Origin of the sequence: Streptomyces sp. NPDC051578, from assembly GCF_044454045.1 — a bacterium.
In the GTDB taxonomy this organism is placed as follows: domain Bacteria; phylum Actinomycetota; class Actinomycetes; order Streptomycetales; family Streptomycetaceae; genus Streptomyces.
The window spans coordinates 75,293-90,990 of record NZ_JBITDH010000002.1; the positions used below are offsets into that span (position 1 = coordinate 75,293).

The 15,698-nt window shown below is 74.1% G+C and carries 14 protein-coding genes; 7 read left to right on the top strand and 7 right to left on the bottom strand.

Annotation, left to right across the window (positions count from 1 at the left end; translation table 11 throughout):
* Positions 1-156 precede the first annotated feature (156 nt).
* A complete protein-coding gene (locus tag ACIA6C_RS11320) occupies positions 157-1,284 on the top strand; it encodes a PLP-dependent cysteine synthase family protein (protein WP_366083166.1) in 1,128 nt (375 codons plus the stop codon).
* 123 nt (positions 1,285-1,407) lie between these two features.
* On the opposite strand, the gene ACIA6C_RS11325 is transcribed toward ACIA6C_RS11320, so the two are convergent.
* The 6 genes from ACIA6C_RS11325 to ACIA6C_RS11350 form a co-directional block, all read right to left on the bottom strand.
* Positions 1,408-1,887, bottom strand: a complete 480-nt coding sequence (locus ACIA6C_RS11325; RefSeq protein ID WP_399274675.1) for an SRPBCC family protein — start codon at positions 1,885-1,887, stop codon at positions 1,408-1,410.
* Positions 1,888-1,975: 88 nt separating this feature from the next.
* On the bottom strand, positions 1,976-4,429 hold the full coding sequence (locus ACIA6C_RS11330) for a right-handed parallel beta-helix repeat-containing protein (protein WP_399274677.1): 2,454 nt from the start codon (positions 4,427-4,429) through the stop codon (positions 1,976-1,978).
* A 113-nt stretch (positions 4,430-4,542) separates the two neighbouring features.
* Entirely contained in the window at positions 4,543-5,157 is a 615-nt protein-coding gene (locus ACIA6C_RS11335; RefSeq protein ID WP_399274679.1) for a hypothetical protein, read from the bottom strand.
* Between the two features lie 221 nt (positions 5,158-5,378).
* The gene (locus tag ACIA6C_RS11340; protein ID WP_366083170.1) at positions 5,379-6,203 is read right to left on the bottom strand and encodes an MOSC N-terminal beta barrel domain-containing protein; all 825 of its coding nucleotides are present in this window, start codon (positions 6,201-6,203) and stop codon (positions 5,379-5,381) included.
* Positions 6,204-6,304: 101 nt separating this feature from the next.
* Positions 6,305-6,814, bottom strand: coding sequence for a DUF6643 family protein (locus ACIA6C_RS11345; protein ID WP_361137395.1), 510 nt, complete (start codon positions 6,812-6,814; stop codon positions 6,305-6,307).
* Between the two features lie 258 nt (positions 6,815-7,072).
* A complete protein-coding gene (locus ACIA6C_RS11350; RefSeq protein ID WP_399274682.1) occupies positions 7,073-8,245 on the bottom strand; it encodes a glycosyltransferase in 1,173 nt (390 codons plus the stop codon).
* A gap of 339 nt (positions 8,246-8,584) precedes the next feature.
* On the opposite strand from ACIA6C_RS11350, the gene ACIA6C_RS11355 reads away from it, so the two are divergent.
* The 6 genes from ACIA6C_RS11355 (at position 8,585) to ACIA6C_RS11380 (ending at position 14,654) form a co-directional block, all read left to right on the top strand.
* On the top strand, positions 8,585-9,376 hold the full coding sequence (locus ACIA6C_RS11355) for a glutamate racemase (protein ID WP_399274684.1): 792 nt from the start codon (positions 8,585-8,587) through the stop codon (positions 9,374-9,376).
* Between the two features lie 183 nt (positions 9,377-9,559).
* Positions 9,560-9,907, top strand: a complete 348-nt coding sequence (locus ACIA6C_RS11360; protein ID WP_399274686.1) for a VOC family protein — start codon at positions 9,560-9,562, stop codon at positions 9,905-9,907.
* Positions 9,908-10,044: 137 nt separating this feature from the next.
* Complete coding sequence (gene abc-f, locus ACIA6C_RS11365) at positions 10,045-11,682, top strand: ribosomal protection-like ABC-F family protein (RefSeq protein WP_399274688.1); 1,638 nt, start codon at positions 10,045-10,047, stop codon at positions 11,680-11,682.
* Positions 11,683-11,976: 294 nt separating this feature from the next.
* The gene (locus ACIA6C_RS11370) at positions 11,977-12,492 is read left to right on the top strand and encodes a hypothetical protein (protein WP_399274690.1); all 516 of its coding nucleotides are present in this window, start codon (positions 11,977-11,979) and stop codon (positions 12,490-12,492) included.
* Positions 12,493-12,535: 43 nt separating this feature from the next.
* Entirely contained in the window at positions 12,536-14,137 is a 1,602-nt protein-coding gene (gene lnt / locus ACIA6C_RS11375; RefSeq protein WP_399274692.1) for an apolipoprotein N-acyltransferase, read from the top strand.
* Between the two features lie 37 nt (positions 14,138-14,174).
* Positions 14,175-14,654: an NUDIX hydrolase gene (locus ACIA6C_RS11380; protein WP_399274694.1), complete on the top strand. Its 480-nt coding sequence runs from the start codon at positions 14,175-14,177 to the stop codon at positions 14,652-14,654.
* A gap of 47 nt (positions 14,655-14,701) precedes the next feature.
* Here ACIA6C_RS11380 and ACIA6C_RS11385 read toward each other — a convergent pair whose 3' ends face one another.
* The gene (locus ACIA6C_RS11385) at positions 14,702-15,469 is read right to left on the bottom strand and encodes a trypsin-like serine peptidase (protein WP_399274696.1); all 768 of its coding nucleotides are present in this window, start codon (positions 15,467-15,469) and stop codon (positions 14,702-14,704) included.
* Between the last annotated feature and the right edge of the window lie 229 nt (positions 15,470-15,698).

Consider the following 15,698-nt stretch of genomic DNA (forward strand, 5'->3'; position numbering starts at 1 on the left):
GCGGGTGCTCCGCAGGTCGTCCGGCGGCTCGGCCGAAGGCCGCTCGCACGCCCCCCTAAAGCGATGCGCATGGAAACCCAAAGGAACCGTTTGCGCAGGTGAGGGAGGTACATTGCGAAGGCAGGGGGCCGTGGAAATGATGAAGGAGCAAGGCGCATGAGCACGACCAGCACCACCGCCGGAGTCGACGACGTCGACCGCAGCGACGCGGACTACCGGGCCTGGCTGAACGAGGCCGTGCGCAAGGTCCAGGCCGACGCCAACCGGTCCGCCGACACCCACCTGCTGCGCTTCCCGCTCCCCGAGGAATGGGGCATCGACCTCTACTTGAAGGACGAGTCGACGCACCCGACCGGCTCCCTCAAGCACCGACTGGCCCGCTCCCTGTTCCTGTACGCGCTGTGCAACGGCTGGATCCGTCCCGGCCGCCCGGTCATCGAGGCCTCCTCCGGCTCGACCGCCGTGTCCGAGGCGTACTTCGCCAAGCTGATCGGTGTCCCCTTCGTCGCCGTCATGCCGCGCACGACCAGCCCCGAGAAGTGCCGTCTCATCGAATTCCACGGCGGCACCTGTCACTTCGTGGACGACCCGATGAAGATGTACGAGGAGTCCGCGGAGCTGGCGGCACGCACCGGCGGGCACTACATGGACCAGTTCACGTACGCGGAGCGGGCCACGGACTGGCGCGGCAACAACAACATCGCGGAGTCGATCTACCAGCAGCTGCGTCTTGAGCGTTACCCGGAACCGGCCTGGATCGTGGCGACGGCCGGAACCGGCGGCACCTCCGCGACGATCGCGCGCTACGTCCACTACATGCAGCACGACACCAGGATCTGCGTGCCCGACCCGGAGAACTCCTGCTTCTTCGACGGCTGGACCCAGGGCGACCCGAACGCGAGCAGCGATTGCGGTTCGCGCATCGAGGGCATCGGCCGCCCCCGGATGGAACCGAGCTTCGTGCCCGGCGCCATCGACCGGATGATGAAGGTGCCGGACGCGGCGAGCGTCGCCGCCTGCCGGGCCCTGGAGCAGGCCATCGGGCGCAAGGCGGGCGGCTCGACCGGCACCGGCCTGTGGAGCGCGCTCAAGATCGTCTCGGAGATGGTGGCGCAGGGCCGTACGGGCAGTGTCGTGACCCTGCTGTGCGACCCGGGCGACCGCTACCTCGACAAGTACTACTCGGACGACTGGCTGGCGGCGCAGAAGCTGGACATCGCCCCGTACACGAAGACCATCGAGACGCTGCTGACGACGGGTACCTGGCGGGAACCCTCGGCCTGACCGGGGCGCGAACAGCGGCGCGGGCCGGGCGGGCGGTCAGGTCGGCCGGGCCGGGCCCGCGCCGGGAGGTCGGTGCCGGGCGTTCGGTGCCGGGTGCTCAGACGGGCGGTCGGTGCCGGGCGGTCAGCTCCGGGCGGCGATCAGACGGGCGTCGAGTGCGCCCACCGCCGAGCGGAACGAGTGGCCGAGCCCCGGGCGGGCCGCGGCGAGGGCGAACCGGAGCGGCGCCGGTCCGTCCGCCGCGAACGTCCACCGGATCCGCGTCCCGGAACCGGACGGGCTCAGCCACCACTCCTCCAGCAGCGCCCGCAGGCCGGGGACGTTCGTCTCGTCCACCCGGTACGCGTAGCGCCGCCCCCGCTCGGCCGCCACGACGGTCTCCCGGAACCGGACTCCGCCCATCAGCCCGATCTCACGGCCCGCACCGCCGTGCGTCGAGCGGGCCAGGGTGACCGCCTTGAACCAGGCCGGCCAGTCCGGCACCCGCTCGGCGAGCGCCTGGTAGACCGGTGCCGGCGGCTGCGTCATGCGCGCCGTGAACACGAGCCGGACCGGCGCCGTCCCGGCGAAGTCCAGCTCCACTGCCCGGAGTCGGCGAGTCATCGGTTTACCCCCTGCACATAGGCGGAGCGGAACGCCGCACCCTACCTGCTGCCCCGTCAGATGTCTCCAGGACGTTCTCGGACGCTCGTCAGGGGCCCGCCGCCGAGCCGGCCCGGAGCGCCGGAAGGTCCTCGGGGAAGAGCAGGGTGAGCTCGTCCGTGCCCGGGTCGCTCAGCTGCGCCACGCGTCCCGCGTGGCGCTCGACCATGGACTCGAAGGTCTGGCGGGCGGTGCGGCCGTTGCCGAAGGCAGGCCCCTTGGGCAGCTCGGTGAAGTACGCCAGCAGTGCCTTCGCGGTGCCCTCGCCCAGCCGGTACTCGTGCTCCTCCGCCTGCTGTTCCACGATGCGCAACAGCTCCTGCGGCCCGTAGTCGCCGAAGGTGATGGTCCGGGAGAAGCGGGACGCCACACCCGGGTTGACGGTCAGGAACCGCTCCATCTCCGCCGTGTACCCGGCGACGATCACCACCACCGCGTCCCGGTGGTCCTCCATCAGCTTCACCAGCGTGTCGATCGCCTCGCGCCCGAAGTCGCGGCCGGAGTCCTCCGGCGCCAGGGCGTACGCCTCGTCGATGAACAGCACGCCGCCCCGCGCCCGTTCGAAGGCCTCCTGCGTACGGATCGCCGTGGACCCGATGTGCTCGCCGACGAGGTCCACCCGGGACACCTCGACCAGGTGGCCCCGCTCCAGGACCCCGAGGGAGGCGAGGATCTCCCCGTAGAGCCGGGCGACGGTGGTCTTGCCGGTACCGGGGGAGCCGGTGAACACCAGGTGCCGGCGCACCGACGCCGCCTTGAGGCCCGCCTGCTGCCGTCTGCGCCCCACCTCGATCATGTCGGTGAGGGCCCGCACCTCGCGCTTGACGCTGTCCAGGCCGACCAGCGCGTCGAGCTGGCCCAGCACCTCGCCGGAGCCCCGGGCCGGCGCGGCGGCGGGATCCGGCTCGTCGGCGGGACGCGGTGCCGGTACGGCGGCCGCCCCCGGTACGGGGCTCCCCGCAGCCGTCACCGTACGGATCCCTGCGCGTTCGCGAGCCGGGCCGCCGGCGGCCGCAGACTGAGCGGCGAGGCGCGGTCCCGACTCGTCGCTGGTGCAGTCCTCCGCCACCGGGCCGTCCTCCGCGAACTCGTAACCGCCGCGCGCGCAACGCTCGGTGTGGCACTTGGCCAGCGAGGTGCGGCTGCCGTCGATCACGTGGAAGCCGAAGCCGGAACTTCCGCTCACCCGGCACGCGGTGAACGTGCCGCGGCCGCCCGCCGAGACGTAGAAACCGGCCTCGGCGGGGGAGGTGACCACGCAGCGGTCCAGGACCGGGTCGGCTCCCTTGGTGACGATCACGCCCGTCTGGACGGAGTCGACGGAGCAGTTGGCGAGGGTGCCGCCGCTGCCGTGGTCGCGGAACCAGGCGCCGGTGGCCGCCTCCCGGATCCGGCAGTCGTCCAGCTGCGCGGTGGCCCCGTCGCTCACCGAGACGGCCGTGTTGCGCACCTGCGACAGGTCACTGTCCACCACGTCCGCGCGGGAGCCCCGGTCCAGGACGAACAGCGCGTCCGGTACGTCGTGCACCCGGCAGGAGTCCAGCGAGGCCGTGGCCCCGTCACTGATCCACACCGCCGGATAGTCCCCCGTGCTGTCGTGGATCTCGCAGGACCGGGCGTCGACCCGGGTCCCCGGATCCCACACCGACAGGCCGTTGCGGCCGAAGCGGCGCACGGTGGTGCGGCTCAGCGTGAGCACCGAACGCGAGCGCAGGTCCACCGCGTTCTCCGGGATGTCGTGGATGTCGCAGCCGGCGAGGGTGAGGACGGCATCGGTGTCGAGGGTGACCCCGTCGGCGGAGGTGCGGTGCACCGCGCAGTCGGTGAGCCGGGCGACGGCCCGCGCCGCGACCTGTACCCCGGTGCCTTTGACCTCGTAGACCTCGCAGCCCAGCGCCTCCAGACCCGAGCCCTCCCCGGTGACGGCGATGCCCGCGCCCGTGGCGTGGTGGATGCGGCAGCGCTCCAGGCGCGGGTGGCCGCCCCGTACCGAGACGCCGCTCTGCCCGGCCGCCACGACCTCGCACTCCTCGAACACACCGCCGCCGCCGTCCAGTACGGCGATGCCCACCCCGGCCGGGTTCTCCACCGTGCACCGGCGCACCAGGGGCCTGGCCCCGGCGCCGCGGACCTCGATGCCGGCCGACGAACGGGTGTGGACCCGCAGGTCGGTGAGCTCGGGCGAGCCGTCCTCGACGAGCAGTGCGGGCGCCGTCCGGTCCTGGCCCTCCAGATACAGGTCCTGCACCACGGCCGAGGCGCTCACGGTCAGCGCGACGCCGTCGGGAGGGGCGATGCGCACGGATCCGACCGCGCCCTCGGGTCCCCGGAGGGTGACGGCGTGGCGCAGCACCAGGTTCTCCCGATAGGTGCCGGGCGCGATCGACAGGACGTCACCGTCGCCGGCGACGGCGAGCGCGGCGGTCAGCGTCGCGTACTCACCGGAGCGGCGCCGCCAGCGCGAAGCCCCGCCGTGTGTCACCTGGACCGTGCCCTGAGCCATGGTGCTGTCGTGCCCCCACCCTCGTCCTCGCGTGCGACAGTCACCGCCGGAGTCGCCCGGCGGCCGGCCTGCCCGGTCCACCGTAGCGCGCGCGGGGCTGGTGAGTTGCCAGGTCAGCTGCCCGCGTCCGCCCGGCCCCAATCCGGCCCGACCGCCGCCCACGCCCGGTCCAGGCGTATGTACCGCCGATGCATGAGCCGCCGTACGATCAGCCGCCGGACCGTCTCCACCAGCGCGGCCACGCCCAGGGCGGCCGCCAGGCCGGCCATCACGGCGTGGAACGAGGCGGCGGAGGCTGCGAGCGGCTGCCCTACCAGCCGGCCGCTGGTGTCCGTCCATATCCGGAACTGGTCACCGGCCCGGGGCGGTTCCTCGGCGGCCGGTACCGTCCCCCGGTGGACGCTGCCGTCCGGCGCGGTCCACGAGGCGAGGATCCGGGTCCGCTGCGGTGTCTGCGGCCCCGCCGACTTGTCGGCGGCGACGCCGCCCTCGGGCGCGGCCTGGGTCGGCCGGAGCACCACCGCCGGGACCAGGTACCGATCCTGCCGCTGCTCGTGCACGGCGCGCTGCAGCGTATCGTCCACCCTCGTGCCCGCGAGCCAGCCGACGGCCGGAGCGACCACCAGGACGCACACCGCCGCGGCGAGCGCCAGCCACGCTTCGAAAAGATCAGTCCTGCGGCGCAGCGGATTGCGCCGCCAACGCCACACACCCACTGCTGTCCACACGGTCCGGCACCCCCTCGCCTCCGCCTGCCTGCGCGTCCCAGCTTCCCGCATGCCCGGCGGACGCGCATTCCGGAACGCGAGAGACATGCGCACCCGGCCCGGCCCCGGCCGGCGCACCTTCCCCTGTGCCCCGTCCGAGCCCGTGCCCGCACGTCTCGAATGATCCAACGGCGCCGCGGTGCCCGCTGGTTCCGGCGGGCGGGCGGAGCCCCTCGAAGGTGTTATTCCAGAACCCGCACCTCGTCGCCGACGCGCACCGTTCCCAGCGCCACCGGCACCACCTGCCGGCCGAACGCCAGCGACTTCCCGATCCGCCGGTGCTTCGCCAGTGTCTTCAGCGGCTCCTTGCCGCGTTGCGCCGTCGACTGGTCGGTGGTCGTGACGATGCACCGTCCGCACTCCCGCACCCCGCGGAAAACGGCGTCCCCGATGGCGATGCGCCGCCAGCCGTCCTCGGCCCACGCCCCGGCGCCGGCCACGACCAGGCTCGGGCGGAAGCGGTTCATCGGCAGCGGCCCTTCCTCCGGATGGCCGCCCTCGGCTATCAGCGCGTTGAGGGCGTCCAGCGAGGCGAGGGTGGTGACCAGCAGCGGATAGGCGTCCGCGAGGCTCACCGTCTCGCCCGGCAGCGCGTAGTCCGGGTCCACGGGGCGGCGTACGGCGGGATCGTCCAGGTGTACGAGACGGGCGGGCAGGCCGAGGTACGCCGAGAGCCAGTCGGCAGCGGCGGTCGACGCGACCACGGTCTCGATCTTCTTCCCGAACAGGACGACCGGCTCCAGGGGGCCCGGCTCCGGCACCTCCACGACCAGGTCCGCCATGCCCGGCGCGGAAAGCTCCACCCGGCCGCCCTCCATCGGACGTGCCGAGGCCAACGCCAGCCGGGCCTGCTGGCGTTGCGTGATGACCGCGCCCTCGATGTCGATGACGGCCCACCGGCGGTCACCCGAGAGCCCCCAGGGCTCCACGGCCATCTCGACGGGATCGATCCCCGCCATCGATTTGACGGGGTAGACGTGGAGCGACTGGACGTACAGGTTCGACATGAGTGCAGTTTGCCAGTAGCCGCCCCCGCGGCTCCCGGCACCTCTTCCCACAGGGCCGCGCGGGGGTCAGCCGCCGCGGCCGTGCTCCGGTGGCCGCGGGCCTAGTAGCCGCGCCCCTGGTAGGGGCGGCCGTACGGATCCTCGTACGAGGGGACCTGCGCGGGCGCCTGCATCGGGCGCGGGGCGGCCGGGCGCATGGCCTCGTACCCGGCGCCGGTCGGAACCGGGCGGGGCTGCTGCTGGGGGGCGTACCCCGCGCGGGCGCCGACCGGCTGCTGCTGCGGCACGTACGGCGCGGGCGCGTTCTGCAGCGGCACCGGCATCTGCATCTGCGGGGCGGGCTGCTGCTGGTACGGGTACCCGTACGCCGGGGCGCTCTGCTGCTGGGGCATCGAGGGCGCGGCGGGCAGGGCGGGGAGGGCGGACGGGAGGGCCGGCAGGTACCCACCGCTCGAATAACCGGAACCGGGGGTGTCGTAGGCGGCCGGAACGCGGATCGGGGCGATCTGCGGAGTGCCGCGTTCGGCGACGAGGGAATCGTAGATGGGGGTGTCCGGGAAGGAGGGCGCGGAGTAGTAACCGCCGCCATAAGTGGAGCGGGGGGAGGTCATGGGACCTAAGTTAAGCCCACGACTTCACGGGGTCCATAGCGAGGTGCCGTCAACCCCGCCCTGACCTGCATATTCCCAGGTCAGGGCCACAGCTTTCACTTCACGTTCACGTGCACGATTCGCGACTTCCACCCCACCTTGTTCCTACTCGTACTCACCGGTTGGGAGTTGCACGTACTTGGGCTTGACGCAGCGTCACCGAGTGCGAGCCTGCGCCCTGACCTCGCATGACGCCCATTCAGCCGGTTCTGTGAGAGGTCAGGCGTCACGGGGCCGGGCGTAGGTCCGGCCCTTCCAGGCGGCGCCGCGGCCGCGGTAGTGCAGGACGGCCGAGTCGACCGTCATCAGGAGGTAGAGCAGGGCCGTGAACGGAAGCAGCGGCGCGAGGACGGCGGGCTGGCGGTAGTACCGCAGCATCGGCAGATAGGTACCGGCCATCAGCAGCCAGGCCAGACCTCCCGCCCAGGCGACGGACGGGCGGTCCAGGGCGAGCCCGGCGAACAGGGCGCCCGGCGGCACGAGGTAGACGAGAACGAGCCCGGCCACCGTCCCCGCCAGCAGCAACGGTTGGTGGCGCAGTTGTGCGTAGGCGCTCCGCGAGACCATCCGCCACAGGTCGCCCAGCGCCGGGTACGGGCGCACGCTGTCCACCCGCTCCGCCAGTCCGAGCCAGATCCGGCCACCGGAGCGCCGGACGGCGCGGGCGAGGGAGACGTCGTCGATCACGGCCTGCCGGATCGAGTCGGGCACCCCCGCCCGGACGGCGGCCTCCGTGCGCAGGAGCACGCAGCCGCCGGCGGCCGCCGCGGTCCGCCCACCCGGGCGGTTGACCCGGCGGAAGGGGTACAACTGCGCGAAGAAGTAGACGAAGGCCGGTACGAGGAGCCGCTCCCAGTACGTGGCGACCCGCAGCCGCGCCATCTGGGAGACCAGGTCGAGGCGGGCGGACGTCGCGGCGGCGACGAGTTCGCGCAGGCTGTCCGGTTCGTGGGCGATGTCGGCGTCGGTGAGCAGGAGGTACTCGGGTTCGGCGGTGCGGGCGGTGCGGGCGTGCGCGATGCCGTGGCGCAGGGCCCAGAGCTTGCCGGTCCAGCCGGGGTCCGGGGCGCCGGGGGAGACGATGGTGAGGGGCAACCCGGGGAGTTCCCCGGCCAGGCACCGGGCGAGGTCGGCGGTGCCGTCCGTACTGCCGTCGTCGACCAGGATCACCTCGGCGGCGCCGGGGTAGTCCTGGGCGAGGAGCGAGGGAAGGCTGCGGGGGAGCACCTCCGCCTCGTCCCTGGCGGGAACGACGATGGCCACGGACGGCCAGCGGGCGGGGGCGGTGCGCGGGGGGAGGCGGACGTCGGTGCGCCAGAACATGCCCTGGGCGAGAGTGAGCCAGAGCCAGGCGGCGAGGGAGGCGTAGGCGGCGGCGAGGAGGATGCCCATGGCCGCAGTGTGCCGAACGGGAGGGGCCGTGTCGCGCATCCGCACCAGCGCGCCGGGTGCCGCCGGCGGTGCGGGTCCCGGGCGCGGCGGGCGGGTCGCCGGTTCGGAGCGGGACCGCGGGGTGGTCGCCGTGCCGGTGGTGCGGCTGGGGTTGACGTGCGGGCGGGTGTCCCGGGGCGGGCGGCGTCGGCGGGGCGGGTGTCACCAGGGCGGGCGCCAGCGGGCGGGGGCGTACGGCGGGCGAAGCGACCGGGCCGGGCGGGGCGGAAAGCGCCGGTGGGGGTGGTCGGGGTTGGCGGCCTCGCGGGGGCGGGGCGTCGCGTCGATTAAGGTGACCAGGTGAAGATCGCCCTCATGGACTCCGGAATCGGCCTCCTCGCGGCGGCCGCCGCGATGCGGCGGCTGCGGCCCGACGCCGATCTGCTGCTGTCGTGCGACCCCGAGGGGATGCCCTGGGGTCCGCGTACTCCCGCCGACCTCACCGGGCGTGCCCTCGGCGTCGCCCGGGCGGCCGCCGAGCACCGCCCGGACGCCCTGGTCGTGGCCTGCAACACCGCCTCCGTGCACAGCCTGCCCGCCCTGCGAGCGGAGCTGGAGCCGGCCATCCCGGTCATCGGCACCGTCCCCGCGATCAAGCCCGCCGCTGCTTCGGGCGGCCGGGTCGCGATCTGGGCGACGCCCGCCACCACCGGCAGCCCGTACCAGCGCGGGCTGATCGAGGAGTTCGCCGCCGGGGCCCACGTCACCGAGGTGCCCTGCCCCGGCCTCGCCGACGCCGTCGAGCGCGGGAACGAGGACGCCGTCGTGCGGGCCGTCGCCGCGGCTGCCGCGCTGACCCCGGCCGACGTCACCGACGTCGTACTCGGCTGCACCCACTACGAGCTGGTCGAGGCGCCGATCCGGGCCGCCCTCGCGGAACGGACCGGCGGCGCCGGGTTCGTCTTCTACGGCTCCGCCGAGGCGGTCGCCGTGCAGGCGCTGCGCCGCATCGGAGCCCGCCCCCAGCCGGACCTGCCCCGCACCGGCGGCCTGACCGTGCTGCTCGGCGGGCAGCAGGGACCCCTGCCCGCCGCCGCCCTCGGATACGCCGAGGGCCGCCTGCTCGCCGAGGGCGCGCCCCTCGCGCACTGACGCGGGCCCGTCACGGCCGGCGTCGCCGCAGCCGCCGGACTGCGCGCCCCTCGCTCGCGCATCGACCCGACCCGACCCGGGCCGGCCCGGCCCGGCAACCGGCGTGCCGCGTCGCCGATGAGTTTCCCGTCCGCCGGGAGTCGGAAGAGGGACGGAACTCTTCGCGACGGAGGGCGGCAGGACATGTTGTTCACACACGTACTCGCAGTGGCCCCGGTGAGTGACTTCGAGTCCGCGGTGTTCTGGTACGAGCGCCTCCTGGGCAGGCCGGCCGATGCGCGGCCGATGGCCGGGCTCGCGGACTGGCACGTCTCCCCGTCCGCCTGGGTGCAGGTCTTCCAGAGCCCCGAGCACGCGGGGAAGACCCTGCTCAACCTCGTCGTGCAGGACTTGGACCGGGCGCTTTCCGAGCTGGCCGGGCGCGGCATCGCGGCGGGGGAGGTCCAGCCGGGTGCCGGGAAGGTGCGGTTCGCCGCCCTCCACGACCCAGACGGCAACCGGGTCACGTTGGTCGAGAACCCGGTGGCCTAGCGCGGCCCCTTCCATCGCGGGAGATATCGGTCGCCGTCCCGCCGGGCCGTGGGTATCGTGGGCGAACCAGGTGAGACGATACGTCTCGTATCGCTTGGGGTGTCCCATGAGGTCACCCCGCAGCGCCCCATCCGCCCATGAAGGAATCGCCCTTGCGCGCTCCCGCCCCCCTCGCCTCCACCCAGATCGCCCTGTCCGAGGTCGGCAAGGCCTACGACACCCGGGTGGTACTGGACCGCGTCAGCCTCACGGTCCGCCCCGGTGAGCGGGTCGGCGTCGTGGGCGACAACGGATCCGGCAAGTCCACGCTGCTCCGGCTCCTCGCCGGCCGCGAGCGCCCCGACCACGGGCAGGTCACCGTCACCGCGCCCGGCGGGGTCGGCCACCTCGCCCAGACCCTGGATCTGCCCCCGACCGCCCGCGTCCGGGACGCGATCGACCTCGCGCTCACGGAACTGCGCGAGCTGGAGCGCCGGATCCGCTCCGCCGAAGCCCGGCTCCGGCAGGCCGGCCCCGAGGAACTCGCCGCGTACGCCGACCTCCTCGCCGCCTACGAGGCCCGCGGCGGCCCCGACGCCGACCGGCGCGTGGCGACCACCCTGCGCCGGCTCGGCGAGCGCACCGCGCCCGACCCGGACCGGCCGCTCGCCACCCTCTCCGGCGGGCAGCGCTCACGCCTGGCGCTCGCGGCGACCCTGGCGGCCGAACCGGAGGTCCTGCTGCTCGACGAGCCGACCAACGACCTCGACGACGAAGCCGTCGGCTGGCTGGAGGACCACCTGCGCGCCCACCGCGGCACCGTCGTCGCCGTCACCCACGACCGGCTCTTCCTGGACCGCGTCACCACCGCCATCCTCGAAGTCGACCAGGACCGCCGCACCGTACGCCGGTACGGCAACGGATACGCCGGGTTCCTCACCGGCCGCGCCGCCGAACGCGCCCGCTGGGAGCGTCAGTACGAGCAGTGGCGCCAGCAGATCCGGGACGCGGAGCGGCTCGCCGACACCAACATCGGCCGGTTCGCCGCGATCCCGCGCAAACTGCCGCGCGGTTTCAGCGGGGCCGGCGCGTTCCGGGCCCGCTCCCGCACCCACGGGGCGGCCGGCCGGATCCGGACCGCCCGCGAACGCCTGCACCGGCTGACCGAGAACCCGGTGCCACCGCCCCCGAGTCCGCTGCGCTTCACCGGGCGGTTCACGGCGGGTGCGGCGGGCGTGGTGGAGGCCGACGGGCTCGCCGTGCCGGGACGGCTGGCTCCGATTTCCTTCCGGCTCGAACCCGGTGAGCGGCTCCTGGTCACGGGGCCCAACGGGGCGGGGAAGTCCACGCTGCTGCACCTCCTCGCGGGGGAGCTCACCCCCGCGCGCGGCACCGTACGCACGCCCCCGCGCACGGGCCTGCTGCGCCAGGACGACCCCTTGGGGCGAGAGGCCCGCTCGGTGACGGAGCTGTCCGGCCCGCAGTACGCGGACGAGGTCGCGGCCCTCGGCCTGCTGGCCCCGCCCGACCTGACCCGCCCCGTCCGGGACCTCTCCGCGGGCCAGCGCCGCAAGCTGGAACTGGCCCGGCTGGTGACCGCCCCGCTGGACCTACTGCTCCTCGACGAGCCGACCAACCACCTGGCCCCGGCCGTGGTGGAGGAACTGGAGGCGGCGCTGGCCGACTTCACCGGGACCCTGGTCCTGGTCACCCACGACCGGCGCCTGCGCAGCGCCTTCCGGGGCCGCCGCCTGGAGCTGACCCCCGACCCTCAGGCGGCCCCGGCGAGCCGCTGAGCCGGCCGCCGCAGCCCACCGCGTCCAGGAGCGGGCCCCCAACCCCGGCAGCGGCACGTGCAGCGGCCCGACCCGCTCGGCCGGAACGGCCCCCTGCCCGTGCCGTGCCCCGGCCAACGCCCCGGTGAGCGCCGCCACGGGGGCCTGCGACCGGAAGCGCCGCCGCCGCGTCCAGCGAATCGCCTTCGCCTCCCGGACCCTCCACCGGATCGTCACGGCCCGCCGCCCCGGCCGGACCGGGCGGGCGGCGACGTGTCGGAGGGCGCCGGGGCGGGACGTGAGTACGCTGCACTCATGACGGGTCACCCCCCGGGTCCGCTCTGGACCGGCCGTGCATCCAACCGCGCGCAGTGGCTGCTCGCCGCGGCCGGCGCCGCGTGCCTGGCGCTCGGCGTCGAACTCGCCGTCGACGCCAGCTGGACCTCCGGGACCGTGCCGCTGCTGATGTCCGTGATCGGCTGCTTCGCGGCCGGGCTGCTCATCCTCTTCGGCACCCTCGCCTTCGTCCACGTGGCCGTCACCGTCGACTCCCGGGCCGTGGAAGTCCGCTGCGGCCACATCGGGCTGCCCCGCCGCACCATCCGGCTCGCCGAGGTGACCTCCGCCGAGTTCGTGCCCCGGATCACCCCCCAGCACTGGGGCGGATGGGGCTACCGCTGGCGCCCCGAGCGGGGGACCGCCGTCATCGTCCGCCGCGGCGAGGGCCTTGAGCTGCGCCTGGACGACGGGAAGCTGTTCACCGTCACCGTCGACGACGCCGAGAACGCCGTCCGGGTCATCCGGACCCACCTGCGCGCCCTGGCGCACTGAGTCCCTGAGGACTGTCGCGCGCCGGGAACGTACACTCCGCCAAATGAGCACCAGTGTCACCCGAGCGGCCGGGAACGAGCCCGCGCAGTCCACCGCACCGGCGAGCGCCGCCCGCGCCCTGGACCGGCTGCTGGGCGCCTGGCCGGCCCGGGCGGCGCTCGCCGCGCTCGCCGGGGTCCTGCTCTACCTGAGTTTCCCGCCCCGCCCCCTGTGGTGGCTGGCCCCCTTCGCCGTCGCCCTGCTGGCCGGCTGCCTGCGCGGCCGTCGCGCCCGGGCCGGCTTCGGCCTCGGTTTCGTCTTCGGGCTGGGCTACCTCCTCCCGCTGCTCGTGTGGACCAGCGAGGGCGTCGGTCCCGTCCCGTGGATCGCCCTCGTCACCCTCGAAGCGCTGATCTTCGGCCTCACCGGCCTCGGCATCGCCCTCGTCGGCACCCTCCCCGGCCGGGCACTGTGGGCCTCCGCCCTCTGGATCGCCGGCGAGGCGCTGCGCGCCCGGGCCCCCTTCGGCGGCTTCTCCTGGGGCAAGCTCGCCTTCGGCCAGGCCGACGGCTTCTTCCTGCCGCTCGCCGCACTGGGCGGCACCCCGCTGCTCTCCTTCGCGGTCGCCCTGTGCGGGTTCGGCCTGTACGAGGCCTGGCGCACCGCCCGCTCACAGCCGCGCCGCACCACCGCCGCGCTCGCCGCCCTCACCGTCGCCCTGCCCGTGGGCGCGGCCCTCGCGGCGCGGCCACTGGTCTCCGACGCCGCCGAGGACGGCACGGCCGTGGCCGCCGTCATCCAGGGCAACGTCCCGCGAGCCGGCTTCGACTTCAACGCGCAGCGCCGTGCCGTCCTCGACAACCACGCCAACCGCACCCTCCAGCTCGCCGACGACGTCAAGGCCGGCCGCGCCCGACAGCCCGACTTCGTCGTCTGGCCGGAGAACTCCTCCGACATCGACCCGTTCACCCAGCAGGACGCCCACGACGTCATCGACCGGGCGGTCAAGCGGATCGGCGTGCCCGTCGCGATCGGCTCCGTGCTGGAGCCGCCGACCGGCCCGCTGCGCAACACGATGATCCTCTGGGACCCGGTCAAGGGCCCGACCGCGACGTACGACAAGCGCAAGATCCAGCCGTTCGGCGAACGGATGCCGATGCGGTCCTTCGTCCGGATCTTCAGCAAGGACGTGGACCGGGTACGCCGTGACTTCGGCCCGGGCAAGGAACCCGGTGTCTTCGACATGGCCGGCACCCGGGCGGGGATGGTCACCTGCTACGAAGCCGCCTTCGACGACGCCGTCCGCTCCACCGTCCAGGCGGGTGCCCAGGTCATCGCGGTACCGAGCAACAACGCGACCTTCGGCCGGAGCCAGATGACCTACCAGCAGCTCGCCATGGACCGGATCCGGGCCGTCGAACACAGCCGGACCGTGCTCGTTCCCGTCACCAGCGGGGTCAGCGCGGTCATCCGGCCCGACGGCACGGTCGTGCAGCAGACGAAGATGTTCACCGCCGACGCGCTGGTCGCCGAGATCCCGCTGCGCTCGACGCAGACCCCGGCCACCCGGCTCGGACCGCTGCCCGAGTACGCGCTGCTCCTGGTGGCCGCCGGCGGGCTGGGCTGGGTGGCGACCCGCCGGGTTCACGCCCGCCGGTCCGCATGACGCGGGTGCGGGCGGGGCGTCTCGTAGGGTCGGGGCCATGACCACCCCTGACTACATACGCGCGGTCCGTGAGGCCGGCGCCGGGCACCTGCTGCTCCTGCTGCCCGGCGTCACCGCCATCGTCGTGGACGACCGCGACCGGATCCTGCTCGGCCGGCGCGCCGACACCGGCCTCTGGTCGGTGATCGGCGGGATCGCCGAACCGAGCGAACAACCCGCCGACACGGCGGTGCGCGAGGTGTACGAGGAGACGGCCGTGCGGTGCGTCCCCGAGCGGGTCGTGCTCGTGGAGATGCTCGAACCGATCACCTACCCCAACGGCGACGTCTGCCAGTTCCAGGACATCACCTTCCGCTGCCGTGCCACCGGCGGCGAGGCCCGGCCGCACGACGACGAGCTGCTGGAAGTCGGCTGGTTCGCGGCGGACGCCCTGCCGCCGCTGGAGCCGTTCGCCGTGAACCGCATCCACCGCGCCCTGCGTGACGAACCGACCTGGTTCCGGCCCGCCGAGTCCTAGGCCTGTCGGGGTCGCCCGGTCCGGGCCCGGATCTGGGGGGACGGACCTCAGCCCGCGACCGCCGCCTCGCGGTACAGCTCCAGGGCCTGGTCGTCCATCACCGCGCTGTACGACACCTCCGGGGCCAGGCCGCCGCCCTCGTAGCCGCCCAGGACCCCGGCCACCGCGCCGTTCGCCAGCCAGGGGCTGCCGCTGGTGCCGCCGCTGAGGTCGGGGCAGTCGATGCGGCGCTGCGTCGGCGAGAACAAGCTCGTGGCGTTGGTGCAGCGCAGCGGCGACTCGTCACTGCTCGGGTAGCCGACGATCGTCACCGTCACGTCCGTCGACTGGTCGGGGGCGACCTGGAAGCCGCCCACCAGGTCCTCGACCTGCTCCGACCCCGTGACCGGGGAGACCGAGGCGAAGGCGATGTCCTCGTCCTGGTCCCGCCCCTGCGTCCAGCGCGGGGACATGTACACGCTGGTCACCTTCCACAGCCCGTACGGTGCCTTCCCGTCCCGGTAGCCCGGCGCGAACACCGTGCTGTCCGGGTTGTCCAGACAGTGCGCGGCCGTGGCGATCACGCTCCGGTCGTCGCTGTGCACCACGGCGGCGGTGCAGAAGTGGCCCCCGTCCAGCCCGCCCGCGAACAGCGCGCCCACCCGGTCGGCGCCCGCGTCGGGCTCGGCCCGCGCGGTGACGCCGAGCGGCGCGGCGGCTCCGGCGTCCGGTAGATCGACGCTCAGCAGCGCGGCCATCGCCGCCAGCGCGAGCAGGACCCGGGACGCCCGCCGGACGCGGGAGGAGCCGACGGGAGCGGCCTGTCTGGGGAGCATGCTGCGGATCATGCACCTGAGCCTGCCCAGCGAGCCTGTGGTCGGAGCCCTGGATTCCATAAGAATCCGCTGTGAATCCGGGGCCGGCCATGGAGGAAGTGCCGAAACGGCACCCATTTCCGGCATGCGCCTCCGGGCGGACGGGGCGCACCTGCCGGGCAGACGGCGCGTGCCTGCCGTCGCACGGCACGGCTCTTCGCACGGGGAGACGCGAGTCTATGGACGGCGC